Source organism: Candidatus Poriferisodalis sp. (assembly GCF_965208555.1).
Taxonomy (GTDB): Bacteria; Actinomycetota; Acidimicrobiia; order Acidimicrobiales; family Poriferisodalaceae; genus Poriferisodalis.
This window is the reverse complement of record NZ_OZ242342.1, coordinates 1153690-1179929: the sequence shown is the minus strand read 5'-3', so window position 1 is coordinate 1179929 and position 26240 is coordinate 1153690. Positions and strand designations below refer to the sequence as shown.

At 68.2% G+C, this 26240-nt stretch carries 17 protein-coding genes; 11 read left to right on the top strand and 6 right to left on the bottom strand.

The window, feature by feature from the left end:
• Positions 1-108 precede the first annotated feature (108 nt).
• From ACOGXE_RS05450 to ACOGXE_RS05410, 9 genes are all read left to right on the top strand, one after another.
• Complete coding sequence (locus ACOGXE_RS05450; protein ID WP_419932935.1) at positions 109-1284, top strand: DUF1015 family protein; 1176 nt, start codon at positions 109-111, stop codon at positions 1282-1284.
• Positions 1285-1303: 19 nt separating this feature from the next.
• Positions 1304-1858 carry a bifunctional adenosylcobinamide kinase/adenosylcobinamide-phosphate guanylyltransferase gene (cobU, locus tag ACOGXE_RS05445; RefSeq protein ID WP_419932934.1) on the top strand — a complete coding sequence of 185 codons (555 nt, stop codon included), beginning with the start codon at positions 1304-1306 and terminating at the stop codon, positions 1856-1858.
• A gap of 73 nt (positions 1859-1931) precedes the next feature.
• Positions 1932-2933, top strand: a complete 1002-nt coding sequence (locus ACOGXE_RS05440; RefSeq protein WP_419932933.1) for a nicotinate-nucleotide--dimethylbenzimidazole phosphoribosyltransferase — start codon at positions 1932-1934, stop codon at positions 2931-2933.
• A gap of 83 nt (positions 2934-3016) precedes the next feature.
• On the top strand, positions 3017-3763 hold the full coding sequence (gene cobS, locus ACOGXE_RS05435; RefSeq protein WP_419932932.1) for an adenosylcobinamide-GDP ribazoletransferase: 747 nt from the start codon (positions 3017-3019) through the stop codon (positions 3761-3763).
• A 302-nt stretch (positions 3764-4065) separates the two neighbouring features.
• Positions 4066-5391: an ABC transporter substrate-binding protein gene (locus tag ACOGXE_RS05430; protein WP_419932931.1), complete on the top strand. Its 1326-nt coding sequence runs from the start codon at positions 4066-4068 to the stop codon at positions 5389-5391.
• Between the two features lie 107 nt (positions 5392-5498).
• Entirely contained in the window at positions 5499-8240 is a 2742-nt protein-coding gene (locus tag ACOGXE_RS05425) for an ABC transporter permease subunit (RefSeq protein ID WP_419932930.1), read from the top strand.
• Entirely contained in the window at positions 8237-9127 is an 891-nt protein-coding gene (locus ACOGXE_RS05420; protein WP_419932929.1) for an ABC transporter ATP-binding protein, read from the top strand. The genes ACOGXE_RS05425 and ACOGXE_RS05420 overlap by 4 nt, the downstream gene beginning before the upstream one ends.
• Before the next feature lie 5 nt (positions 9128-9132).
• Positions 9133-11007, top strand: a complete 1875-nt coding sequence (locus ACOGXE_RS05415) for a DUF3556 domain-containing protein (RefSeq protein WP_419932928.1) — start codon at positions 9133-9135, stop codon at positions 11005-11007.
• Between the two features lie 4 nt (positions 11008-11011).
• Positions 11012-12421: a phytoene desaturase family protein gene (locus tag ACOGXE_RS05410; RefSeq protein ID WP_419932927.1), complete on the top strand. Its 1410-nt coding sequence runs from the start codon at positions 11012-11014 to the stop codon at positions 12419-12421.
• Positions 12422-12472: 51 nt separating this feature from the next.
• Here the strand turns inward: ACOGXE_RS05410 and ACOGXE_RS05405 are convergent, their stop codons facing one another.
• Positions 12473-13687, bottom strand: a complete 1215-nt coding sequence (locus tag ACOGXE_RS05405) for an amidohydrolase family protein (RefSeq protein ID WP_419932926.1) — start codon at positions 13685-13687, stop codon at positions 12473-12475.
• 181 nt (positions 13688-13868) lie between these two features.
• On the opposite strand from ACOGXE_RS05405, the gene ACOGXE_RS05400 reads away from it, so the two are divergent.
• The gene (locus ACOGXE_RS05400) at positions 13869-14756 is read left to right on the top strand and encodes an SDR family NAD(P)-dependent oxidoreductase (RefSeq protein ID WP_419932925.1); all 888 of its coding nucleotides are present in this window, start codon (positions 13869-13871) and stop codon (positions 14754-14756) included.
• A gap of 90 nt (positions 14757-14846) precedes the next feature.
• On the opposite strand, the gene ACOGXE_RS05395 is transcribed toward ACOGXE_RS05400, so the two are convergent.
• Complete coding sequence (locus ACOGXE_RS05395) at positions 14847-16151, bottom strand: acetyl-CoA hydrolase/transferase family protein (RefSeq protein WP_419932924.1); 1305 nt, start codon at positions 16149-16151, stop codon at positions 14847-14849.
• Positions 16152-16306: 155 nt separating this feature from the next.
• Here ACOGXE_RS05395 and ACOGXE_RS05390 point away from each other — a divergent pair, with 155 nt between their 5' ends.
• Positions 16307-17515 (top strand): acyl-CoA dehydrogenase family protein, encoded by a 1209-nt coding sequence (locus ACOGXE_RS05390; protein ID WP_419932923.1) that lies wholly within the window; start codon positions 16307-16309, stop codon positions 17513-17515.
• A 43-nt stretch (positions 17516-17558) separates the two neighbouring features.
• Here ACOGXE_RS05390 and ACOGXE_RS05385 read toward each other — a convergent pair whose 3' ends face one another.
• The 4 genes from ACOGXE_RS05385 to ACOGXE_RS05370 form a co-directional block, all read right to left on the bottom strand.
• Positions 17559-18467, bottom strand: coding sequence for a LysR family transcriptional regulator (locus ACOGXE_RS05385; RefSeq protein WP_419932922.1), 909 nt, complete (start codon positions 18465-18467; stop codon positions 17559-17561).
• Positions 18468-18712: 245 nt separating this feature from the next.
• Entirely contained in the window at positions 18713-21364 is a 2652-nt protein-coding gene (locus tag ACOGXE_RS05380) for a GcvT family protein (RefSeq protein ID WP_419932921.1), read from the bottom strand.
• A 36-nt stretch (positions 21365-21400) separates the two neighbouring features.
• Positions 21401-22684, bottom strand: coding sequence for an aromatic ring-hydroxylating oxygenase subunit alpha (locus tag ACOGXE_RS05375; RefSeq protein ID WP_419932920.1), 1284 nt, complete (start codon positions 22682-22684; stop codon positions 21401-21403).
• A 68-nt stretch (positions 22685-22752) separates the two neighbouring features.
• Positions 22753-26175, bottom strand: coding sequence for a pyruvate carboxylase (locus tag ACOGXE_RS05370; RefSeq protein WP_419932919.1), 3423 nt, complete (start codon positions 26173-26175; stop codon positions 22753-22755).
• Positions 26176-26240 lie beyond the last annotated feature (65 nt).

The window sequence follows — 26240 nt, the reverse complement described above, 5'->3', positions numbered from 1 at the left end:
TGGCCGTGAGATAACTTCGATCCGCCGCGTCGCCGTGCGTGCAGAGCTCATCGAGGTGGGGCTCGACAACCCGGGCGTTCGAGACGGGGCAGCGGGGAGGGAGAGCGGATGATCGAGCCGGTCCGTGCTCGTGTGTTGACCCCTGAATGGGCACCGACGGTGATACCCGCGCCGTACGACTCGCTCACCCCCGATGAGCACGCTCAGCATCTCGCCGACAATCCAGACTCGTTCGCCCACGTGGCCGGATTGCCGCCCGAGAGCTTCGGTCATCCCAGCGAGCACCTGCAGCACGCCACACGAAGCACGCAGGCACTCGAGCGGCTCATCGGTTTGGGGGCGTTCGGCGCCACCCGCGCACCCAGCCTCTATGTGCAGTGCGTGGAGGCCGACGGCCACGCGCAGCACTCACTGCTGGGCGGCGTGCGCCTGGCCTCCCACGAGCTGCGCCCGCATGAGGACACCCAGCCTGGCCGGGTGCATGGCCTGGCCGTGCACTTCACCGAGGTCGGCCGCATGTCGAGCCCTGTGGTGGTCACCGCGCCGCGGCTGACGATGGTCTCCGATGTCATCGAGGCCACCCTGACCGCCGCCGGGGCGCCCACACCGCTGGAGCCGCTGCTCGACACCAAGACCGCCGACGGCGCACGGGTCACGCTGTGGCCCGCCGTCGTCGGGGGCGGCGAGGGTGCCAGCGTCGGCCTCGACGGCCCGCTGTACATCGTGGACGGGCACCATCGCGTCGCAGCCGCCAGGCAGGCTGGCTTCTCGCACGTGCTCGTGGCTTGCGCACCCACCGAGGAGCTGCACCTCGGCAGCTTTGACCGCGAGCTGAGCGAACTTGACATGATGCCTCGGCGCGTCATGGAGCTGATGCGGACTCGATGCGATGTCGAAGAGGTGCCCGACGCGATCGCGGCGCGCCCCGGCTCGCCGGGGTCGATCGGCGTTGGCGTGGCGGGCCACTGGTTTCGCGTGCGCCCGCGGCACGCTGCGGCCTCCGACGACGCATCGCCGGTGCAGAATCCCGCCAGCCTGCTGGACGCAGCATTCGTCCATGACTTCGTGCTCGGCGACATCTTCGGTGTCGCGAGCGCTTCGGATCCCAGGCTCACTTACCGTCCCACGACCGTCGCCGCCGCCCCAGTGCCGGTCACGATCTTGCTGGCACCGGTGCCGCTCGGTTCGGTGTTCGAAGTTGCCGACTTCGGCGGCGTGATGCCGCCGAAGACCACCTACTTCCTGCCGAAGGCTCGCTCCGGACTGCTGCTGGTTCGCTGCTGATGCGGCACTGGCAGCGGCCATGCTGATTGCGTTCACGGGCGGCGCTCGCAGCGGGAAGTCCACGGCGGCGTCGAGCACGGCAGCATCCTTGGATGCCGCAGTGACGTTTATCGCCACGGCCGAGGCCGGCGACGACGAGATGGTCGAACGCATCGAGCTGCACCGAGCAGCGCGGCCTGCTGGTTGGACGACCATCGAGGCGCCCATCGATGTGGCGGCAGCGGTCGGGCGCGTCGGCGCCGAGGCGACGATCATCATCGATTGCCTGTCCATCTGGGTTTCGAACCGGATGCTGGAAGGCGGCGCCGGTGCGGGGAGCGTCGATGCGGCACGTGCGGGCGAGATCACGGCCGAGGCCCGGGAGCTGGTCGCTTGCCTGCATGGACGCGAGGGCGTCTCGATCGTGGTCACCAACGAGGTCGGCTCGGGGGTGGTGCCTGCCACCCCGCTCGGGCGGGCATACCGCGACGTGTTGGGATCGGTGAATCAGATCGTCGTGGGAGCTGCGGATCGGGCGTACCTCGTGGTGGCGGGCAAGCTGCTGGAGCTCTCAGGGCCTGAAGGCGGTGCCTGAGGCCGTGCCGGAGTGTGCGTCGGAGACAGCGTCTGGGGCAGGTCTGCCGGATCGGCCCTCGTTGCTGTCTCAGATGCTTGCGGAACTGCCGGTGCCCGATGAAGCCGCCCGGCGCGCCGTGGCCGAACGGGCGTCGCAGGTGCTGCGACCGGCGGGTGCGTTCGAGCGGCTGGATCAGGTGGCCGTGTGGCTTGCCGGCTGGCAGCGTTCGACGCAGCCGGCGGTTGAGCGGCCGGTTGTGCTGGTGTTCGCAGCCGACCACGGTGTCGCCGAAGAGGGTGTGAGCGCGTATCCCGCCGAGGTGACCGCAGCCATGGTGTCCGCTGTCGACAGCGGTGTCGCCACCGTGACGGCGGTCGCACGCCAGGTCGGGGCGGTGGTGCGGTGTGACGATGTCGGCGTGGGCATGCCGACGGGCAACATCCGCACGCATGATGCGATGAGCGCCGACGAGTTCGACGCGGCCGTCGACGCCGGCGCTCTCGCTGTCGAACGCGCCGTCGAGGCCGACCGGCCCGACCTGCTGGTGCTGGGAGAGCTCGGGATCGGCAACACCACCGCCGCGGCTGCTGTGTGCGGGTTGCTCTTTGCCGACGATGCAACCTCGTCCGCTGAGGCCGCGGTCCGTTGGACGGGACCGGGCACGGGGGTTCAGTCAGCGGCGCTCGATCACAAGCGGACGGTCGTGGGCGATGTGCTCGATCGGGTGGGCCGCGTCGAGCCGCTGGATGTGCTGCGCCGGGCAGGGGGGCGTGAGCTGGCAGCCATCGCCGGAGCGGCGGCGGCGGCGCGGCAACGCTCGATTCCCGTGGTGCTCGACGGCTTCATCGGCACGGCTGCCGCGGCACCGCTGGCACTGGCCGCGCCGGGCAGCCTCGACCACTGCATCGCCGGGCATTGCTCGGCCGAGCCGGGCCATCGAGAGTTGCTGGCCGAGCTGGGGCTGGAACCGCTGGTGCGCCTGGATCTGCGGCTGGGGGAGGGCACTGGCGCACTCATCGCTGTGCCGCTCGTTCGGATCGCCGCGGCGGCCGTGACCGACGTTGCCACCTTCGCCGAGTGGGGCCTGGCGTGAGCCTGCGAAACGTCGGAGGCACAGCGTGAGCCTGCGAAACGTCGGAGGCTCAGCGTGAGCCTGCGAAACGTCGGAGGCACAGCGTGAGCCTGCGGTATGCGTGGGCGTTCCTGACGCGGCTTCCTGGCGGGGCGCATCCGCCGACCGAACGCGACCTCGGGCGCAGCGTCCCGTGGTTCCCGCTGGTCGGGGCAATCGTCGGCGCCCTGAGCGGAGCGGTGTTCTGGGCTGTCTGGCAGCCGCTGGGCGCTCCGCTCGCGGCCATCCTGGCCGTCGCCACTGGCGTCGTCGTCACCGGTGCGTTTCACGAGGACGGCCTGGCCGACACGGCAGACGCCCTCGGCGGCACGACACCCGAGGAGCGCCGCGAGATCATGAAGGACTCCCGCCTGGGAACCTTCGGGACGCTGGCGCTGGTGCTGGTGACGCTGGTGCAGGTCTTCGCCGTCATGCCGCTGGCGTCGCGTGACGCCGTGATCGCCCTGGTCCTCGCGCATGGTGTCGGTCGGGCGCTCGCCGTTGCGGTGATGGCCTTGGCACGGGCTGCGCCTGGTGCGGGTCTTGGCCACTCCTACACGGCCCACCTGCGCGGATTGCCCTGCGCGCTCTCGCTGCTGGTCAGCTACGGCACCGCCTTCGCACTCGGGCCGGTGGGCGTGTTCGCCGTCGGCGCGGCGGCCGGCGCAGCACTGGCGGTGGGGTTGATCGCCCACCGCAAGCTCGGCGGCATGACCGGTGACGTCCTGGGTGCCATCGCCCAGATCAGCCAGATGGCGGCACTGGTCGCGGTGTCACGCCTGCTGGACGATTTCGGCTGGTTCTGGAACTAAAGTCCCGAACCTGACATCCCGTCCTCCAGTTCGAATGAGCCCACTGCGGATGCGCACACCGAACGACCCCTCAGCGCCGGACCGAACGAGAAGCGACGGATTTGCAGCGATGGCCATCTTGGCCTTGTCCATTGCATTCATCGTCGCCATCATCGTGTTCGCCATCGCGTAATCCGACGCGACGCGCTCACCGGCACTAGAAACTCACAAGCACTAGACAATGGTGCTCAGACATCTGAGAGGCAGCCGGCGGCCGCATGGATCACCACCGGATCTGCCTCGTCCCTAGGGAGGGGAACTACATGACGACCAGCGAACGTGCGGTGCAGCGCCATTCCGGGCGGCGAGCGTGGCGGACGGTGGCAGCGCTTCTGGCTGTCTTCGCCCTGATTGCCGCCGCATGCGGCAGCGATGATGGCGACGACGACGCTGCCGAGGCGCCTGCGGCCACTGAAGCGGCGCCGGCCCCGACCACCGAGGCCGCACCCGCTCCCACAACAGAAGCGGCACCGAGCGGTGAGCCCATCAAGGTCATGACGGTCACCACGCTCAACGCAGCGGGCCCGACGTACCACAACATCGCGAACACCGCCAATGCGTACGCCGACTACATCAATGCCCGGGGCGGCATCGGCGGCCGGCCGCTCGAGGTGACGGTCTGCGACGAGATGTTCGACCCCGCCGTGGCCGCGGCGTGCGCCCGCGAAGCTGTCGAGGAGGACATGGTGGCCGTCGTCGGCTCGTTCACGTTCTTCGCCGAGAGCATCGTGCCGGTGATCGCCGAGTCCGACATCACCTGGTTCGGCCCCTGCTGCCCGATCACGCCGTCTGAGCTGACCAGCCCGCACTCGTTCCCCATCGGCAACCAGCCGATGTATGCGGTGGGCATCATCAAGCGAGCCATCGACGACGGGTGCCAGGCGATCAACGCGGTGATCATCGACGGCGCCCAGATCTTCCTGCCGCCGATGGAGAACGCGATCGCAGCCCTCGGCCAGAGCTTCGGCGACATCATCATCCTGCCGCCGACCGCGCAGGACTACTCGTCAGAAGTGGCCCAGGCGACCACCGACGCCGATTGCGTGATCGGCATCGTCTCGGAGACGCCGTACATCACCTGGAACACGGCATGGACCCAGTCGGGCACCGACGCTCGCCAGTACGGCCCGCAGGGCAATCTGAACGAGATCTCCGCCGCCGGCAACGAGGAGTCGACCGACGGCGACATCATCGGCGGCATGTACCCCGACATCTCCACGGCGCCGTGGGACGAGTACCGGCTGGCGCTTGAAGAGGGCGGCTGGGACACCACCGAGCACGACTACAACAGCCTGGGCGGCATGGGCACGTGGGCGGCATTTGCGGCCTTCAGGCAGATCGCCGAGACCATCGAGGGCGAGATCAACGCCTCCTCGTTCTTCCAGGCCGCATCGGCCACCGACCACCTCGACCTCGGCGGCATGGTGCCGGTGCTGGACTTCACCCAGGAGTGGACCGATGGCCTGCCGGGCTTCCAGCGCCTGTTCAACCGCAGCGTCGTGTTCAGCAAGCTGGAGAACGGCAAGGTTGTGCCGCTGACCACCGAGTTCGAAGACGTCGGCGACCTGGCCACGGGCAACGCCGGCTGACGGCAATCTGAGTTCAAGCGCCCGCGCCGGGGTGGCCCGAGTGAGCAATCACCAGCCATCCCGGCGCAGGCGCGAGCCGGCCTAGCGCCGCTGCGACGGGGGAACCATTGGACGAAGTCATTCGCTTCGCTCTGCTGGGTTTCGGGGTCGGTGCGTTGTACGCGCTGGCCTCCCAAGGCCTGATCGTGGTATACCGCGGCACCGGCGTACTGAACTTCTCCCTTGGCGCTACCGCCATAGCGGGCGTCTTCCTGCAGTGGGAGCTGCAGAACCGGGCCGGTTGGCCGTTCCTGCTGGCGGCGCTGACCGGCGTCGCGCTGTCAGCGCTGCTCGGCGCCCTCACGCACTGGGTGATCATGCGGCCGCTGCGTCGCGCCAGCACGCTGATCCGCGTCATCGCCACATTGGGCGTGCTGATATTGATCCAGGCCGGCGTGGTCATCCGCTATGGCTCCAACGCACGCCAGGTGGCCAGCTGGCTGCCCACCAACCGGGTGACGCTGTGGGGCGAGGTGGCCATCACCGTCGACCGGCTGATCCTGTTCGGCGTGGCATGCGTGTTCGCAGTGCTGCTGTGGTCGATGTATCGACGGAGCCACTTCGGCCTCGCCACCGAGGCAGTGTCCGAGAGCGAGCGAGCCGCTTCGGCCATCGGCTTGTCGCCCAATGCGATCGCCATCCAGAACTGGGCACTGGGCTCGGCCATCGCTGCCGTCGCGGGCATCTTGGTGGTGCCCATCATCACGTTGCAGGTCACGGCCATGACATCGCTGGTGCTCGCAGCCTTGGCCGCGGCGCTGGTCGGCGACTTCCGGTCGTTCCCCATCGCCACCGCCGCCGGTCTGGCGCTGGGCGTCGGTCAGACACTCGTGGGCCGCTACGTCGACCAGCAAGGGCTGGGGCCGTCGCTGCCCTTCCTGGTGATTGTGGCCGTGCTGGTGTTCAAGGGCCGGTCGCTGCCGCTGCGGGACTACTTCTTGCGCGAGCTGCCGATGATCGGCAACGGGCGCATGTCGTGGGACTGGACGATCTTCGGCATCGGGACGGTGGCATTCCTGATGCTCACCAAGCAGGCCAAGTGGATCGACGCCCTGACCGTCACGATGGGCGTATCGATCGTGCTGTTGTCGATCGTGCTGCTGACTGGCTACGCGGGCCAGCTCTCGCTGGCGCAGTACACCATCGCGGGCTTCGGCGCGTACGTGTCAGGACGGCTCGTCGCGGTGTTCGACATCCCGTTCCTGCTGGCGCTTGTCGTCGGCGTCGCCGCAGCGGTGCCGCTGGGATTCATCTTCGCCTTGCCGGCTGCGCGAACCCGCGGCATCAACTTGGCAATCGTCACACTGGGACTCGGCACCACCATCGAGCTGATGCTGTTCCGCAACCGCGAATACACCGGCGGCGTGCAGGGCACCCAGGTGGGCAGCCCCGATCTGTTCGGCTTCGACATCGGCTCCATTCGCTACCCCGAGCGGTACGGCCTCTTCGTGCTGGCCATGGCGCTGCTGGCGGTGTGGGTGGTGTCGAACGTGCGTCGTGGGCGCAGCGGGCGGCGCCTGCTGGCCATCCGAACCAACGAGCGGGCCGCTACAGCGCTCGGCATCGACGTGCCCAAGGCGAAGCTGTTCGCCTTCTCGCTCAGCTCGGCAATTGCGGCGCTGGGCGGGATCGTGCTGGCATTCCGGCTGACCTCGGTCAGCTATACCTCGTTCACCAACCTCACCTCCATTCTCTTTGTGGGCCTGGCCATCGTGGGCGGCGTCGGCCACCTGCTGGGTGCGTTCGTGGGCGCCACCATGGCCACCGCAGCCTTCAGCCAGGAAGTGCTCGAATCGACATGGGATGGGGTGGGCCGCTGGACCCAGCTCATCAGCGGCATCGCCATCTTGCTCATGGTGCTCGGGTACAAGGACGGTGTCGCAGCCGAGTGGGTGAAGATCTTTCGGCTGGTCAAGCGGGCCCGCAAGTGGGGCCGCTCCTACTTCATCGAACTGGAAGACGTCTCCGATCCGAACGCCGCTGGGAGCGAACAGTCGAAGGTTCCGGCTCGCGTGCTGAGTATCGAGAACATGACCGTGCGCTACGGAGCAGTCGTGGCGGTCAACGATGTCAGCTTCAACCTCACGCCGGGCACCATCACGGGGCTGATTGGCCCGAACGGCGCTGGCAAGACGTCGCTGATTGACGCCGTGTGTGGTTTCACACCGGCCGAGGGCCGAGTGGTGCTCGACGGCGAGGACATCTCGCGAATGGCACCCTCCAAGCGTGCCCGCAACGGGATCGCCCGGTCGTTCCAGACGCTCGAGCTGTTCGAGGACGCGACGGTGTTCGAGAACATCAGCGTCGCCGCCGACCCCCAGGACATGCGGTCGTACCTGCGTGATCTGGTGGCGCCGTCGAACCCGCCGTTCCCCCCTGAGGTCGTGCGGGCGATCATCGAGTTCCAGCTCGACGGCGACCTGCACCGCGACGTGAAGGACCTCTCCTACGGCAAGCACCGTCTGCTGGCGATTGCCCGGGCGGTGGCGATGCATCCAAGTGTGCTGCTGCTTGACGAGCCGGCCGCCGGCCTGAGCACCGCCGAGAGCGAGGAGCTGGCCGAGGTGGTTCGCCGCCTGGCCCAGGACTGGGGCATCGCGGTGCTGGTGGTCGAGCACGACATGAACTTCGTCAACGAGGTGTGCGACGAGGTGGTGGTGCTGGACTTCGGCAACAAGATCGCAGTCGGCAGCCCAGAGGAAATCCGTCTCGACCCGGCCGTCGTGGCCGCATACCTGGGAACCGAGGCCGACGAGCACGACATCGAGCGCGAGGCCCGCACGACGCAAGCTGCGGGAGGCGGCGCATGAGGCCGCTGCTGCAGACGCGAAGCCTCAAGTGCGGGTACCTCAACCGGGCAGTCGTCCAGGGAGTGAACCTGAAGGTCCACCAGGGCGAGGTGGTCTGCCTGCTCGGGCCGAACGGCGCGGGCAAGACCACCACGTTGCTGACCATCGCCGGAGAGCTGACGCCTGTCGACGGGATCGTGATGTTCGGCAACACGCCGACGTTCACGCCCATGTATCAGCGCATCCGGCGAGGGGGAATCGGGCTGGTGACCGAGGAGCGCTTGGTGTTCACCAAGCTGTCGGCTCGGGACAATCTGCGCGTGGGCGGTGGTTCGGTGGAGGCAGCGCTGGAGCTGTTTCCCGAGCTGGAGCCTCGGCTGGGGGTGCGTGGCGGCATGCTGTCGGGCGGCGAGCAGCAGATGCTTGCGCTGGCACGGGCGCTCAGCCGTCAACCGTCGATTCTGCTGGCCGACGAGCTGTCGCTCGGGCTGGCGCCGATCGTCGTCGATCGGCTGCTGGGAGCGGTCCGCAAGGTGGCCGACACCACGGGCACTGGCGCGCTGATCGTCGAGCAGCACGCCCGCAAGGCGCTGCAGGTGTCTGACCGCATGTACCTGATGGCCCGCGGCCAGATCCTGCTGGAACTGCCCGCTGCCGAAGCCCTCAGCCGTCTCGACGAGATCGAGGAGACGTACCTGACCGGCACGTCGGAGACCGAGGAAGATCACATCGAGCGTCTGCGGCGCAAGAACAAGCGGAAGGCGTGGCGGCGCCTGCGGGTGCGCGAGCGCGAGCTGACACGGCTGTCCGGCAAGCTTGCCTCGACCCGTACCGCTGCCGAGGACGACTTCTATTTCGAACGCGAACGACAACGACGACACGCGGCGATGGTCCGCCGAAAGAGGTAATCACCATGGGGTATCGCACCGCTGAGCTGCCCGATGTCGATCTCGACGAGTTTGCGAAGATTCCGTTCTTCGAGCGGATGAAGCTGCTGCAGCTGCACTGGGTCGAGCACGGATTCGGGACGCCCAAGCAGACCGGCACGTTCTATGCGTGGAAGATCTTCCTGTACGCGCTGTTCGGGTTGATCGTGGCCGGCGCGTTCACCGCCGGGCTCGAATTCAACGACATCGGCGGCTGGTGGGACGAGCCGATCCTCTACCAGAAGCTGATGATCTGGACGATCCTGCTCGAGATCACGGGACTGGCGGCCACCTGCGGCCCGCTGGCCTTTCACTTCGACCCGCCCATCGGGGGAATCCTCTACTGGTGGCAGAACGACACCCTGCGAGTGCCGCCGTACCCCAACCATGTGCCGTTCACCAAGGGCAATCGCCGCACGCCCTGGGACACCGGGCTGTACAAGCTGATCCTGGCCAGCCTGATCCTGCTGCTGGTGCTGTCACCCGAGCAGGTGGACGGGCTGCCCGACGGCCGCACCGGCATCTTGCCGCAGTGGGCGACGCTGATCTACTGCGGCTTGATCCTGCTGATGGCCATGCGCGACAAGATCATCTTCCTGTCGTCGCGGGCCGAGCAGTACGTGCCCACGCTGCTGTGCTTCTCGCTGTTCAGCAACTTCGTCGACATGATCATCGCCGCCAAGGTCTTCATCGTCATCATCTGGATGGGCGCCGGTTTCTCGAAGCTGCAGCACGGGTTCTCTTCGACGGTGTCGATCATGGTGCAGAACACGCCGTGGGTGGTGTGGGACCGATTCCGCAAAGCGACAGTCAAGGACTATCCCCGCGACATCCGGCCGGCTCGAACGACGCATTTGCTGGCCCATATCGGCGGCACCACCTGCGAGCTGATCATGCCGTTGGTGCTGCTGTTCTCTCCGTGGGGATGGGCGACGTGGATTGCCATCGTGTCCATCTGGATGCTGCACACCTTCATCATCTCGACGTTCCCGCTGGCGGTTCCGCTCGAGTGGAACGTGTTCTTCATCTTCTGCTCAGCGTTCTTGTTCTCGAACTTCCACGCCGGAAACGGCTACGCGGTGTGGGACATGGAGCCGGTGCTGCTGGTCGTGGTGCTGATCGCGGCGCTGTCGCCCATCGTGCTCGGCGCCTTCCGCCCGCAGTACGTGAGCTTCCTGGTGGGCATGAAGCAGTACGCCGGCAACTGGGCGGCAGCGACGTTCTCGCTTCGCAACAAGGAGATCGAAGACCGGATCAACGACAAGATCGTGAAGTCCGCCGACAACCAGATCGACCAGCTCGAGCCGCTGTTCGGTCCTGAGATCTCGGAGATCTTCATTCAGAAAGCCGTGGCGTTCCGCATGATGCACCCGATGGGCCGCATGCACATCTCGGGCCTGATGTGCCACGTCGACGACCTGGACAAGCGCATCCAGCGCGAGGGCGAGTTCTTGAGCAACGTGCTGACGGGGTGGAACTTCGGCGACGGGCACTGCCTTGACGAGCGGCTGATCGCGGCGTGGCAGGAGCGGTGCCAGTACGAGCCCGGCGATGTGATCGCGGTGTTCACCGAGTCGCGGCCGGCGTACACCAACAGGGTGCAGTACCGGGTGATCGACGCAGCCTTGGGGACCGTCGAGAAGGGCTGGTACCGCCACGACGACGCCTACAACTCACAGCCATGGCTGCCTGACGGCCCGATTCCCCACACGGTGACGTGGCGGAAGGAGGGCTACGAGCCCCAGGGCGTGCCGCATCCCGGCAATGCCCGCAAAGTGCCGTCCATCGACCACGACGGAACTTGGCTGATCCCCCGCCAGACGGCCGACGGCGTCGTGATGCCCCCAGCCGACACCGGCTGACGCGGTGACGACGGCGACCGTCGTCGGCAGCGGGCCGAATGGGCTGGCCGCTGCGGTCCACTTGGCGCGTGCAGGCGTGGACGTGACCGTGCTGGAGGCGGCGGACACCATCGGGGGTGGCACGCGCAGCGCCGAGGCCATCGTGCCGGGCCTGATTCACGACCAGTGCTCCGCTGTGCACCCGGTAGCTGCGGCGTCACCGTTTCTGCGTGGGCTTGACTCCGAGGCGCTGGGTCTGCGCTGGTGCGCGCCGGCGGTTGACTGCGCGCATCCGCTCGACGACGGCTCAGCCGGCGTGCTGTACCGATCCATTGCGCAGACCGCGGAGGGGCTTGGCGGCGACGGCGCGCGCTGGCGCCAGCTCTTCGGGGCGCTGACCAAAGACCTCGATGCACTGTTCGACGACATCACGCAGCCGCTGCTGCGGGTGCCACGCCATCCGCTGCTGACCGCCCGGTTCGGAGCGGTGTCTGCGACGCCCGCCACGGTCGTGGGCCGCTTCTGGCGCAGCGAGCGAGTTCGGGCGCTGTGGGCAGGCGTTGCTGCACACGCGTTCTGGCGCCTGGACAGCCCCATGTCCAGCGCGGTGGGCCTGATGATCCTGGCGGCGGGCCACCAGTACGGCTGGGTTGTCGCCGAGGGCGGTTCGCAGGCGATAGCGGACGCACTCGTTGCCGACCTGACCGCACACGGGGGGCGGGTCGAGACCGGGATGCGGGTTCGCTCGGCCGCCGAGCTGGCGCCGACGGACCTGCTGCTGCTCGATGTGTCGCCGTCGATCGCCGCCGACATCTTGGGCGACCGGTTGCCGCGTCGGGTCGCCCGTGCTTACCGGCGGTTCCGTCACGGCCCTGGGGCGTTCAAGGTCGACTTCGCGATCGAGGGCGATGTGCCGTGGCGGGCACCGGCTGCCGGCGACGCCGGCACCGTGCATCTGGGCGGGGATGCGCGCGAGGTGTTCGACAACGAACTGGCAGTCCATCGCGGCCGGATGCCTGAGCGGCCGTTCGTGCTGGTGGGCCAGCAGTACCTGGCCGACCCTTCCCGCTCGGTCGGCGAGGTCCACCCGCTGTGGACCTACGCGCACGTCCCCCACGGCTACACCGGCGACGCGACCGCGGCGATCGTCGCCCAGATCGAGCGATTCGCTCCCGGCTTCTCCGAGCAGGTAGTCGGAACGGCGGTGCGCTCGGCGACCGAGATGTCGGTCTACAACCCCAACTTCGTCGGCGGTGACATCCTGAGCGGCGCCTCGTCGCCCCTCCAGCTGCTGTTCCGCCCCCGAGTTGCCCGCGATCCCTACTTCACCGGCATCCCGGGCGCCTACTTGTGCTCAGCGTCGACGCCGCCCGGAGCGGGCGCACACGGCCTGTGCGGCGTCAATGCCGCCACCCGAGCGCTGGCCGCGCTCTGATCGCTGCCGGCCCTGCCGTCTCGACTGCGGGCGCACCTGCCCGCGCAGCTCCTACAGGTCGAAGACTTGGCGGGCGTTGTTGCCGATGAAGGCCGGCCGCCACTCGGCGGGGAACATGTCGACGAGCTCGTCGAGATCGAGCACGTACTCGGGCGTGTGGTCGGCGTGGGGGAAGTCGCTGGCCCACATGAACCGGTCGTGCCCGTAGCGCTCGGCGAGGGCCGGTATGGAGCGCTCGTCGGGGTCGCACGAGATCCACACTTGCCGCATGAAGTACTCGCTGGGCTTCATCTCGAGCGGCACTCGGGTGCCGGTGTAGGTGTGGCCGAACACGGCATCGATGCGGTCCAGGCAGTAGCCGAGCCAGCCGCCGCCCGATTCGAGCACCAGCACCTTCAGTTCCGGGAACCGCTCGAACACGCCGTAGTCGAACAGCGACACGAATTGGTGCCGCACCCCGTCCGACGCGGTCATCGACGCCGTCAGACGCAGCTCGCGCACATGCTCCCAGGTGCCCATGCGGGTGCCCTTGGTCCACTGGGGCTCGAAGGTGGGATGGATGGCGAACGGCACGCCGAGATCCTGCGCGGCTTGGTACACCGGGTCGTGGTCGGGGTGACCGAGCGGGCGGGTGCTGTGCGTGAACGGTGCCACGAAGCATCCGCGTGCTCCGTCGGCCACCGAGCGCCGCAGCTCGGCTGCCGCAGCCACCGGGTCGGTCATCGAGATGTGGGCGACGGGAATGAGCCGGTCGGAATGATCCCGGCAGAACTCGCAGATCCAGCGGTTGTAGGCGCGCGTGTAGGCCTGGCTCAGCTCGGCATCTTCGAGCTCGGCTTCCCACAGCAGACCCACCGTCGGCAGCAACACCGCGATGTCGAGGCCTTCGGCATCGAGCAGCTCGATCCGCTGGTGGGGATCCATGGCACCGAAGGGGATCTCGCCGACGTAGGTGCGATCCGGGTTGAACATGATGTCGGGCAGATCGGGGGCACCCATGGCCCCCAGCGTCGAGACCATGCCGGGGCGGGCCAGCTTGCTGCGCTGGTTGTCGATCATGAGTACTTCGAGGCCGCGCTCGGGCTCGATCTCGATGCGCAGCGCCCGGTCCTTGTAGCGGTCCTCGAGGTATTCCTCCCACAGGTCGGGCGGCTCGAGGATGTGGCCGTCGGCGTCCACGGCGCCGGCGTGAGCGATCTTGTGCACCTCGTGCATGTGGCGCTGCCCGCCTTCGGCGGTGAGCTGGCGCTGGACGGTCGTAGTCATGATTTCCCCCGGGTGAATCCTGGTGCCCGTTCGGATTCTCTCACGTCAGTGCTCGGGCGTCAGCGGAACGGTGCCACACGGCAGCCGCGCAGCGATGCCGGGGCGCGGCAGCGCTGCATGGGCGACAATCGCGCCCACCAATTCGACACAGACATATTCGACAGCAGGGGAGGACAGCACGATGAGTGAGAGCAGCGATGACTCCGGGCGACGGCTGGAGGGCAAGGCCGCAGTGATCACCGGCGGCGCCAGCGGCATGGGACGCTCCACGGTCGAGCTCTTCCTTGCCGAGGGCGCCTCGGTGGTGGTCGGCGATTTGAACGCCGATGCGGGCCGGGCGCTGATGGACGATCTGGATGCAGCGGGCTGCGGCGATCGTGCCCGATTCACTCGCACCGACGTGTCGGTGGAAGACGACGTCGCCGCCATGACCGAGTTGGCTGTCGACGCCTTCGGCCGGCTGGATGTGGTGTTCAACAACGCGGGCATCGGCGGCGCATTCGGGCCCATCACCGAACTTGACGTCGACGCTTGGGACGAGACGTTCGCCATCCTGGTGCGCTCGGTGATGCTGGGTACCAAGCATGCGGCTCGGGTCATGATCCCCCAGGGCACCGGCGGCTCCATCATCAACACCGCGTCGATCGCCGGCGTCGGCGGCGGTGCCGGACCGCAGGCGTACTCGGCGGCCAAGGCTGCGGTCATCAGCCTGGCGCAGACCACTGGACTGGAACTGGCGCCTCACCGCATTCGTGTCAACGCCATCTGCCCGGGACTGATCTTCACGCCGTTGATGCACAGCGGCAACGAGGCCCAAGCTGAGGAGGTCATGTCGGAGATGCAGCCGTGGCCGGATCGGGGCGAGGGTGCCGACATCGCGTCCATGGCGCTGTTCCTGGCCAGCGATGAGAGCAAGTTCGTGAGCGGCCAGCAGCTCGTGGTCGACGGCGCCATGCTCGCCGCTGGCCCGCGCATCCATGGGCGCATGCACAACACTCGGAACATTCACCGCATGTCTGGCATGGCGTACGGCACCACTGGCCAGGCAGCGACTGTTCGCCGGCTGTAGTTGCGCCCGCGGCGGAGGCGGCAGGCGATTCTGCGACCAGCGATCCGGCTGGTCGCAACGTCGCAGAATCGCCTGCCGCCTCCGCCGCTATCACATCTGTGCCCCACCGCTCAGGCCTTCGCGGAAGTCGGGGTGGGCTATTGAGGTGAGTAGGTTCGCCCGTTTTTCTAGCGAGCGGCCGCGTAGTTCTACGGCGCCGTACTCGGTGGCGACTATGTCGGCGGTGTAGGCCGGCAGCGTTGTGGGGGCGCCCGGCTCGAGCTGGGCCACGATGCGTGAGATGCGTCCGCTGGCTGCGGTGGACGGCATGGCGACTATGGACCGGCCGCCGGTTGCTACACAGGCGCCGAATGCGAAGTCGGGCGCCCCGCCGGGTCCGGAGATGTAGCGGCCAGCGATCATTTCGGAGTTGGCTGAGCCGTCGAGGGCCATCTGCACCGTTGATTGCAGCGCCACGAAGTTGCGGATCTGGGCGATGCCCTCGATGCCGTGGCTCAGCGAGCCGTTCACGAGCTGAACGGCCGGGTTGCGATGGACCCAGTCGTAGAGGCGGCGTGTGCCCATCACCTCTGCGGCGACGCTCACGCCGTCGCCGATCGGTCCCTTGTGGCGGTTGTCCACTGCGCCGCTGTCGATGAGGTCGATGCAGGCGTCGTTGATCATGCCGCCGTGCAGGCCGAGATGCCGGCGGTCGGTCAGGCTGGAGAGCACCGCGTCGGGGATGGAGCCGATCCCGAATTGCAGCGTCGTCCCGTCGCCGATGAACTGGCCGACGTGGGCCGCAATTGCCGCCGCGGTCTCATCGACCACGGCGGGTGCCAGCTCCGGCAGCGGCTCGTCAACTTCAACCAGCCCATCAAAGTCAGTGCGGTGGCATTCGCCCTCGCCGTGCACGTAGGGCATCTGCGGGTTCACCTGCGCGATGACCAGCGGCGTGGACCGCAGCAGCTCGACGTGACCGCCGACGCCGGTGCCGAGGCTCATGCGGCCCTGCGCGTCGGGCGGGCTGGCCTGGCACAGCAGCACGTCTGCTTCGAGCCCGCCGCCGGGGCCGACCAGGCCGGTGATGTCCGAATAGCGGGCCGGGACCACGCCGAAGTGCGGGCTGTCGAGGGCGTCGCGGAGAGCGCCGCTGGGCTGCAGCGAGGTCCAGCGGAACGGGTTACCGAGGTGATCCAGCGGCTTGGGCCGCTCCAGCAGGAATGCACTGACGAACTCCAGCTCTGCGAAGCGATCGTGTGCGGCGTCGATGGCCGCCAGCAGGCCGAACGGCGTGGCCGAGCCCTGGGCGACATAGACGCGTGCGCGGCGCCCGATGCGTTCGATTGCTTCGTCGACGCCGAGCTGGACACCGGCACGATCGCCATTGCCCCTGCGGGGGCGCTCTGGACTCATCTCGGCAGCCCTTCTCGGCACTCGGTGGCCCAGTCGCCGACGGTTGGCGAACTGTACGGCGACCCGGCGTGGCGCCGCTGACCGTCGGCCCCGCCTGACAGGTCGCGCCGCCCGCTCCGGCATGTGCTTGGCGTGCGAATGGCAAGATTCGGGCCATGACCTCTGCTGCGATCGACTTTGACGCCATGCCCCCGACGGAGCTGACACACGAACTGATGCCGGAGGTGGCCGACGCAGCGGTGAGCGCGCCGGACCAGGCGGTGGTGGATCGAGCGGCGGCGTGGGCGAGATCGGCTGTCGCGCCGCACGCCGAAACCTGGGAGCGCGAACGTCGCTTCGCGGCTGAGGCATTTCAGAGTGCGGCGAAAGAACAGCTGTGCGGGCTGCTGGTGCCCGTTGCCGACGGCGGCTCGGGGCTGAGCCAGGTGGGGCTGGCACGGGTGCTCGAAGAGGTGGCCGCCGCCGACTTCGCCATCGCGTTCGTGCTCGTGTGCCATAACAATCTGGCGGGCGCGGTGAGCAGGCGTGCCCCCGCCGAGATGCGCCAGCGGGCACTGGGACCGCTGGTCTCCGGCGATCGGCTCGGCGCTTTCCTGCTGACCGAGCCGGGCGTGGGCAGCGATGCCGCCAAGATCACCACGGCGGCACGCAAAGACGGCGACGAGTGGGTCATCGACGGCCGCAAGGCGTGGGTCAGCAATGGCACGGCAGCCGACGTGATGTCGGTGTACGCGCAGGCCGATCCCGCGGCGGGGCACCGGGGCATCATGACGTTCCTCATCGACGGCGGCACCGACGGCGTCGAACGGACCGACGGCTACGAGCTCATCGGCGCCCACGGCATCGGCACCAATGAGATCCGCTTCGACGAGTGCCGGGTGTCTGACGCCGACGTCATGGTGCCGCTCGGCGAGGGGTTCGTTGCGGCCATGGAGGGCATCGACATCGCCCGGGTGCTGGTAGCGGCAATGTGCTGCGGCATGATGCGCACCGGCCTCGCAACCGCCATCGACTACGTGCGCAAGCGGCAGGCATTCGGCGGCCGCATTGCCGACCTGCAGGGCGTGCGCTTCAAGCTGGCCGACGTGGCGACCGATCTGGAGGCTGCCCGCCTGCTGGCCTACCGGGCGGCGCTGGCAGTGGCCGAAGGCCGCCCCGCGGCGGTCCCCGCAGCGCACGCCAAGAAGTTCGCCACCCGTGTCGCCGAGCGAGGCCTGGCGGACTGCATGCAGGTGATGGGCGCGGTGGGCGGTCGGCGCGACCATCCGCTGCCGCGGCACCTGGCTGCTTCCCGCTTGACCCACTATGTCGACGGGGCGACGGAGATCCAAGACGTGGTGATCAGCCGGGCATTGCTCGACTGAGCAGCCCAAGACAAGCAGCCCAAGACAAGCAGTTCGGCCTTGCTCAGGCCTGCTTGGAGCTGCCGAGCCAGTCGACGATGGCGGCGGCGACCTGCCGTTCGGGCGCCTCGTCGTCGGTCTCGATGCGGGTCAGGGCCGACCACTCCAGATCGAGCCCTGAGCGGCTGCAGCGAACGGCCACCAGCCGTCCCGAGTCCAGCCATGGCGACATCGCCCATCTGCTGAGTATCGACACGCCGAAGTCGGCGGCGATCATCTCTGCGATGGCGCCCGTCTGCTCGAGCACCGTGATGGTCCGGGGCGATACTCCGGCGGGTCGCAGGAATCGCTCGTACTCGAAGCCTGGCGACGGCTGCCGGTTGTAGGTGAAGTAGTCCTCTTCGGCGACTGCTTCAGGGCCGATCCAAGTCCGGTCGGCGAGACGGTGTTCGGGGTGAGTGATCAGCACGAGTTCGTCGGTGAACAGGTGCCGTGATTCGCAGCTTCCGTATGCAGGTCCCGGGGCCAGCACCAAGTCGGCTGTGCCGTCAGCGAGTCGCTGCACCGGAGCGTCTCCGACCACCACGAGCTCCAGCAGCAAGCCCTCCAGCCGGTCAGCCGAAGCGGTCGCGAATTGTGCCAGCCAGTGGTAGCAGTCATAGGAGCCCACCCCGATGCGCACGGTGGCGGTCGTGCCGCCGACGCTGCGCATGAAGTCGCGCTCGGCCCGCGCGAGGTCCGGCATGGCCCGATGAGCGGCTTGGCACAAGGCAAGGGCCGCCGGAGTCGGCTGCATGCCGCGGGACGGTCTGCGCTCGAACAGCCGACCGCCCAGCCGCCGTTCGGCCTCGGCCAACCGATGACTGACCGCTGACTGGCTGACATGAAGCCGGCCGGCCGCGGCAGTCACCGAGCCGGTTTCTGAGACCGCCACAATGGTCTCGTAGTGGTGCATTTCCAGACGTGAAGACATGGCTACGGCATCGCCGACATTTGATCTAAATCGCTTCCGTATGTTTGCAGGAAGTGCAAGAGAGTATGTGCATTCGGAAGCAATGCCAACTAGGCCCACTTCGCTCCGAAAGCCGCCGCGCAATCCCAGCGGATACGGCATAAAGGTTTCGATTTCTGGTGCATTGATATCGAGAAAAACCGACAACTGACGTGGCCGTGTCTCACAATAACTGTTGGGGGCCGTGGGTCGGAAACAGGCCAGAATCAGCGGCGCATTGCGGTGCCGAGCGGATCCCAGAGGCAGCCGTCGACAAGGTGTGCAGCCCGTCTTTCTCCGACAATCTCCATCTCGAAATCGACATCGTCGTGCGCCAATTCAGCCGGCACGTAACCCATGGCGACCGACACATTGCTGTGGTGTGCGAACCCACCCGACGTCACCCAGCCGACCGGTTCGCCGCTGCAATAGATGGGCTCGTCGCCGGCGGCGTCGAAGCCGGATTCATCGAGCCGGCCGTCAACCGTCCAGGTACGCAGCGACATCGCGCCAGGCGGGGCACTTCGGCTGCCCGCCGCCGCGCCGCCGGGCCCGTATTTGTCGATGAGTGCTGCCCGCCCGACGAAGTCGGCGCCGTCGTCGCCAGCCTTGGTGTAGCGAACGAAACGGCCCAGGCCGGCCTCGAAGGGATCGTACGACGGCCGGTACTCACGCGCCCAGCTGCCGAAGCTCTTGTCGAGCCGAAGCGAGTTCAGCGCCGCCAAGCCGAACAGGCGCAGCCCGTGCGCCTGGCCATGGGTCATCAGCAGGTCGAAGACGTGACGCAGGTAGCCGGCATCGGTCCACAGCTCGTAGCCGAGCTCGCCGGTGTAGCTCAAACGACTGCACCACGCCCGTGCCCAGCCCACGTCCAGGGCCGTGAAGCTGCCGAAGCGCATCGCCTCATCGGAAACGTCGGCGTCGGTCACCTCCGACAGCAGATCTCTCGCGTTCGGCCCGGCTATGGCGACACCGCACATCTGGGTGCCGAGCGTGCGATACCACACAGGTCCGTCCGGCCCTGCTCCATTCGGGGTCGATGTCTCACGCCAGCGTGCGAGGTGCGCTTCGAACCAGCGCTCGTAGTAGCGCTCGGCGATGCCCGAACCGAAGACGATGAAACGCTCGGCGGTCGCGGCATTGCCGGTGGCGCCGCCGGTCACCGTGTGCACCGGCCCGTCGGGCGTCCCGGTGGCCGCCGGCAGGCAGGCCACGGTGAGGTCGCCGGTGAGGTTGCCTCGCTCGTTGCACATCGGCGCGAGCGCGATCCGGCCTGGCCGCGGCAGCCTGCCCGCCAGCATGTGCGTCAGCCACGCCCGGGCGCCCGGCCCTTCCACCAGGAACTTTGCGAATCCCGATGTCTCCATGAGACCGACGTCATGGCGCACGGCGTGCACCTCTGCACGCACGTGCGGCCATGCATTGGAACGACCGAAGGTGACATCCTCGACCGCGCCGGCCTCGGGTGCGAACCACAGCGGCACCTCCAGGCCGTAGACATCGCCGAAGACGGCTCCCGCCTCGCGCTGCGGTTCATAGATGGAGGTGGTCGCCAAGGGCCGCCCTTCGGGGAGGAACTCGTTCGGGAAGGCGATGCTGAAGCGCCGCCGGTAGTTCTCACGCACCTTTGCGGCGGTGTAGGGGCGGGTGGCCCAGTCGCCGAACCGGGCGAGATCCATCGCCCAGACGTCGAAGCCGGGATTGCCGGTGGTCATCCAGTTGGACAGCGCGAGCCCAACGCCACCGCCTTGGCAGAGTCCGGCCAGCACCCCGCAAGCTGACCAGAAGTTCGGCAGACCCCGGATCGGCCCGACCAGCGGGTTCCCATCGGGCGAGAAGGTGAACGGGCCGTTGACCACGCGAGCGATGCCGGCGTCGCCCAGCAGCGGGAAGTGCCTGAATGCGGTGTCCAGCGACGGCGCGATGCGCTCGAGGTCGGGCGTCAGCAGCCGCCGCTCGAAGTCCCACGGGGTCTGGCGGCGCTGCCACGCCACCGCTGCCTGGTCGTAGGTGCCCACCAGCAGGCCTTGGCCCTCCTGGCGCGTGTAGATCTCGCCGCCGAAGTCGATCGCGCCCATGACCTCGTCGCCGGTGCGCTCATTGTGGGAGATGACGTCGTCGAGGGGCTCAGTGATCACGTAGGTGTGCTCCATCGCGAGCACGGGCAGTTCGACACCCACCATGCGGCCCACTTCACGTGCCCAGAGCCCCCCGGCGTTAACCACATGGGTCGCCTCGATCCACTCGTCGCAGCCGCCGTCGCCTGCAGCCTGTGCAGCACCGGCGAGGTCGCCGCGGGAGGTGTCGTACAGCCCGATGCGCCAGGCGGCGCCGTCAGGCGTTCGCTCGATGCGGCGGGCCCAGGTGTGGCGGCGGATCACCGCACCGGCGGCCGTCGCCGCTCTGGCGTACGCATAGGTCACGCCGCTGGGATCGACGTGACCGTGCTCGGCGTCCAGCATCGCGCCCACGAACTGGTCCGGGTCGATGATCGGCAGCAGCCGGGCGGCCTCCTCGATGGGGATCATCTCCGAGTCGATGCCCAGGTACTTGCCCCGAGCATCGGTCATCTGCAGCCAGTCGAGGCGCTCGGGCGTGTCGGCGAGAAAGATCGCGCCGGTCATGTGGATGCCGCAGTCCTGACCCGATTCCTCTTCGATGTCGCGGTACAGCTCGATGGTGTACTTCTGCAGCTTCGCGACGGTCGGATCGGCGTTGATGGGATGGATGCCGCCTGCGGCATGCCAGGTGGAGCCGGCCGTCAGGTCGGCGCGTTCAAGCAGCACGAGGTCAGTCCAGCCGGCCCGTGTCAGGTGGTACAGCACCGAGGCGCCCACCACGCCGCCGCCGATCACGACGGCCTGCACCCGGTCGGTCACGGCTGTGCAGTCTGGCAGGCCACGGCGCTCAGCCGGTTACGTCGCCGCGTCGAGCTCGACTGCCGGCGGCAGGGGATTGGGTTGGCTGCCGTACAGGTCGACGTCTCCGGGACGGTCGCCCGCCGGCACCGCCAGGTCGGCAATCGAGGGCAGCGTCATCAGGTCGGCGGTCATCTTGTGGAAACGATTGAGCGGCTCTTCGAAGCGCGGGGCCAGCGGCCCCGGAGGGGCGCCGCCTCGCGCAATGCCGCGCTGGGCCCGCTCGCAGATGTCGATGTCCTCGTCGTTCACTTCGATCCAGAAGCGGCGCGTGACCTCGAACGACTCGACCAGCTCAGCCGACGGCTCGTCGGCGGTGATGGGGCCCGGCGGGAACAGGAACGTGCAGTGTTCCAAGGTACGGCCGGCGCTCATCGGCTCCAGCACCATCAGGAACATGTGGCTCGGCAGCACGGCGAGGGTCACGTTGGGGAACAGGGCCACGAACCTGCCGCTGGCGGCATCTGAGTCGTCCAGCCCGGCAGCAGCCGGCAGCGTCAGCCAATCGTCGCGCTCGTCGCCGGAGACCGGAGTGGTGGTCTGGCCGCAGTACATCCCGGGACCCTGGTAGCGGTAATGGTCGGGCACCCGGGACACCTTGGCCAGCTCGGGATGCACCCAAGGCAGGTGGTAGTACTCCGCGAAGTTCTCGACAATGAGCTTCCAGTTGGCGGCCACGTCGAACATGCGCGCTGCCCCGTCGAGCGAGGCCGAGCGCCAGTGCGAGAACTCATAGTCCGCCAGCCGGTCGGGCAGGTCGCCCAGCCAGACGTCGAGCGGCGGCGTGTCGTCGCTGAGGCAGACGAACACCAGCGGCCCCCAGACCTCGGTGCGCACCGGGATCAGCCCGTAGTCGGCCATGTCGAAATCGTCTCTCGGCACTTCGTCGAAGAACGGCACCGCCACGAGCTGACCGTCGGCGCTGTAGTGCCACCGGTGGTACGGGCAGCGAATGGTGTTCGCGATGTCGCAGTCGTGCTCGGCCAGCTCGGTGCCGCGGTGACGGCAGGAGTTCAGGAATCCCTTCAGCCCGGCATCGGAGCGGGTCAACAGCACCGAGCGTCCGCCCACCGAGCGCACCAGCAGCCGACCCGGCTGCGCCACCTCGGCGGCGAGCGCTACTGCCACCCACGCCCGGCCGAAGAGACGCTCCTGTTCGACGGCGAAGAAGTCCTCGTCGGCATAGACCGCAGGCTGCATGGCGAGCGACGCCTCGACCGTGCTGCGCTGGGGAGCCCAGAACTCGGCTGTTTCCCACTCGTGAACCGTCGAGTGCGCCATGTCGTAGTTCTATCGCGTCCCGGCGAACCTTCCGAACAGAGGTGCGCGGAAAACGGCACGGTGCCCGTTCAGCCGTCGTGCTCGCTCTCGGGACTGCCTGAGCGGCCGGCCGGTCGGATCTCGGCGATGAGGTCGCCGGGTTCCAGCAGCGCACCGGGTGCTGCGGCTACTGAGATGACCGTGCCGGTGACGGGTGCCGAGATCGACGACTCCATCTTCATGGCCTCGATCACCGCGACCGTGTCGCCGGCAGCCACCTGATCGCCCTCGGCTACCGACACGTTGACCGAGCCCCGGAAGGGCGCCGCGACGTGACCGGGAATGCTGGGATCGGCCCGGGCGTGCTCCGGCCGATCTGCGGCCACCGTGCGATCGAGCGTGTCGATGTCCCGGGGCTGGCCGTTGACCCGGAAGCTCACCAGGCGAATGCCCTCGTCGTTGGGCTCGCCGATGGACCGCAGGCCAAGCAGCAGCCGCACGCCCGGGCCGAGCACCACGGCGGTGTCGTCGTCGTGAGGGTCCAGCCCGTACCAGAACAGCAGCGAGGGCAGCACCGACAGGTCGCCGTAGCGATGGGTGTTCTCGTCCTGGGCGGCTGACTGGGTGGGGAACAGCAAGCGGTTCAGCGTGGCGGCGCGATCGCTCGCCAAGCCCGCCGTGTCATCGTCGCTGAGCTCCTTGGTTTTGGGCACCCACTCGCGACCCTCGGTCGCTTGGGCCCGGAACGGCTCCGGGAAGCCGCCCGGCGGGGTGCCGAGCTCGCCGTGCAGGAAACCGATGACGCTGTCGGGCAGGTCGGCCGATGCGGGATCGGCAGCCAGCTCATCGGGCGTGACGCCCGAGGCGACCAGGTGCAGTGCCAGGTCGCCGACCACCTTGGACGACGGTGTCACCTTGATGGGCCGGCCCAGCAGCTCGTTGCACGCGGCATAGAGCTGCTCGACTTCCTCGAACCGGTGCCCGAGGCCGAGCGCAGTGGCCTGGGTGCGCAGGTTGGAGAGCTGCCCGCCGGGAATCTCGTGGCGGTAGACGGTGCCGGTCGGCGACGGCAAGCCGGCCTCGAATGGTGCGTACACGCCGCGCACCGCTTCCCAGTAGGGCTCCATGTCGCCGATGGCGTCGAGGCTGAGGCCCGTCGCCCGTTCGGTGTCGTCGGTCATCGCCACGATCGAGGCGATCGACGGCTGTGAGGTCATGCCCGACAGCGGCGGGGCGGCGCCGTCGACGGCATCCACACCGGCATCGATGGCAGCCAGATAGGCAGCGAGCTGCCCGCCGCCCGTGTCGTGGGTGTGCAGGTGCACCGGCTGGGGAAAACGGTCGCGCAGGGCGCTGACCAGCGTCGCAGCGGCCGGCGGGCGCAGCAGGCCCGCCATGTCCTTGATGCACAGGATGTGGGCACCCGCCCGGTCGAGCTGTTCGGCGACGCCCAGGTAGTAGTCGAGCGTGTAGAGACGCTCGTCTGGGCTGCTCAGGTTGCCCGAGTAGCAGATGGTGCCTTCGGCGACCGCCCCTGCTTCGATGACGGCATCGATGGCGGGCTGCATCTGATCGATGGAGTTGAACGCATCGAACACACGGAAGACGTCCATGCCGCACTCGGCGGCCTCGGCCACGAACTCGTGCGCAACCGTGTCGGGGTAGGGCGAGTAGCCGACCGTGTTGCGACCCCGCAGCAGCATCTGCGTGCAGATGTTGGGCGCCGCGCGCCGGATCCGCCGCAGCCGCTGCCAGGGATCCTCGTGCAGGAACCGCAGCGCCACGTCGAACGTGGCGCCGCCCCAGCACTCCATGCTGAGCAACTGCGGCATGAAGTGGGCCATCTGGCGGGCGCCGGCCACCAGATCGATGGTGCGCAGCCGGGTGGCCAAGATGGATTGGTGGGCGTCGCGCAGCGTGGTGTCGGTGACCGCCACGCCAGTCGAGGCACGCAGATCGGCCGCGAAACCCGACGGGCCGAGCTGGTCGAGACGCTGCTTCGATCCCGCAGGCGGCGTGCCGGCAGTGGCCCGCAGCTTGGAGGCCGGATCGGTGCGCGTGGGCGCGGCACCGTAGGGCTGGTGGACGGTCACGTCGGCCAGGTAGCGCAGCAGCCGGGTGGCGCGATCGGCACCCACCGAAGCGGCCGTCAGCTCCGGCCGGTCGTCGATGAATGTGGTGGTCACCGGCCCGGCCCGGAATTGCGTGTCGGCCAGGATCGCCTGCAAATACGGCTGGTTGGTCGACACCCCCCGCACCCGGTACTCGGCCAGCGTGCGCTGCATGCGACGCACCACCGTGTCGAAGTCGGGCCCCCGGCACGTGATCTTCTCGATCATCGAGTCGAAGTGCGGCGTGATCTCGACGCCCTGGTACACGCAGCCGTCCAACCGCACCCCCGCCCCGCTGGCCGGCCGGTAGGCCACGATGCGACCGGTGTCGGGTCGGAAGTCGTTGGCCGGGTTCTCCGCAGTCACCCGGCACTGCATGGCGACACCGCGCAGGCTGATGCGATCCTGGCTGAGCATGAGATCGTCGAGCGTCGCGCCGGCGGCGATGCGCAGCTGCGACTCCACCAGGTCCACATCGGTGACTTCCTCGGTCACCGTGTGCTCCACCTGGATGCGCGGGTTCATCTCGATGAAGACGTGACGCCCGCCCGCCTCGACCAGGAATTCCACGGTGCCCGCGTTGACGTAGCCGATGGCCTCGGCGAATTGCACGGCGTCGGCCAGCAGTCTCTGGCGCACTGAGGGGTCAAGCATGCGTGCGGGGGCCATCTCGACCACCTTCTGGAAGCGCCGCTGCACCGAGCAGTCCCGCTCGTACAGGTGCACCACGTTGCCGCCGGCATCGGCCAGCACCTGCGCCTCGATATGGCGCACATCGGTCATGGCCTCTTCCAGGAACACCGTGCCGTCGCCGAAGGCGCTGTGGGCCTCGCGGCGGGCAGCCTCGATCGCTTCGGCCAGGCCGTCGGGGCGTTCCACGCGCCGCATGCCCCGGCCGCCGCCGCCCGATGCCGCCTTCACGAACAGCGGGTAGCCGATCGCCGACGCCGCGCCGGTGATGTCGGCGTCAGCAGCGTCGTCGTCGATCGGCGCGGACTGTGCCAGCACGGGCAGACCGGCGGCTTCGGCGGCCTCACGTGCCCGCATCTTGTTGCCGGTCAGCCGCAGCACCTCAGCGCTGGGTCCCACGAAGGTGACGCCCGCCGCCGCGCATGCATCGGCGAGGTCCGGGCTCTCGGACAGGAATCCGTAGCCGGGGTAGATGGCGTCGGCGCCGACCTCGACGGCTGTGGCCACGATGGCCTCATGATCAAGGTAGGCACGGACGGGCCGGCCCTCTTCGCCGATGACGTACGCCTCATCGGCCTTGATGCGGTGCAGCGCGCCGCTGCGCTCCTCTTCCACGGGAAGGATGGCGACCGTCCGGATGCCGAGCTGGGTTGCCGCCCGAAAAGCCCGGATGGCGATCTCACCCCGGTTCGCTACCAGCAGCTTGTCCATGACATCTCCCGTGTCCGATCAACATGTTCGCGCCGCGTGCCGGCCCGAAATCACTTTGACGCCGC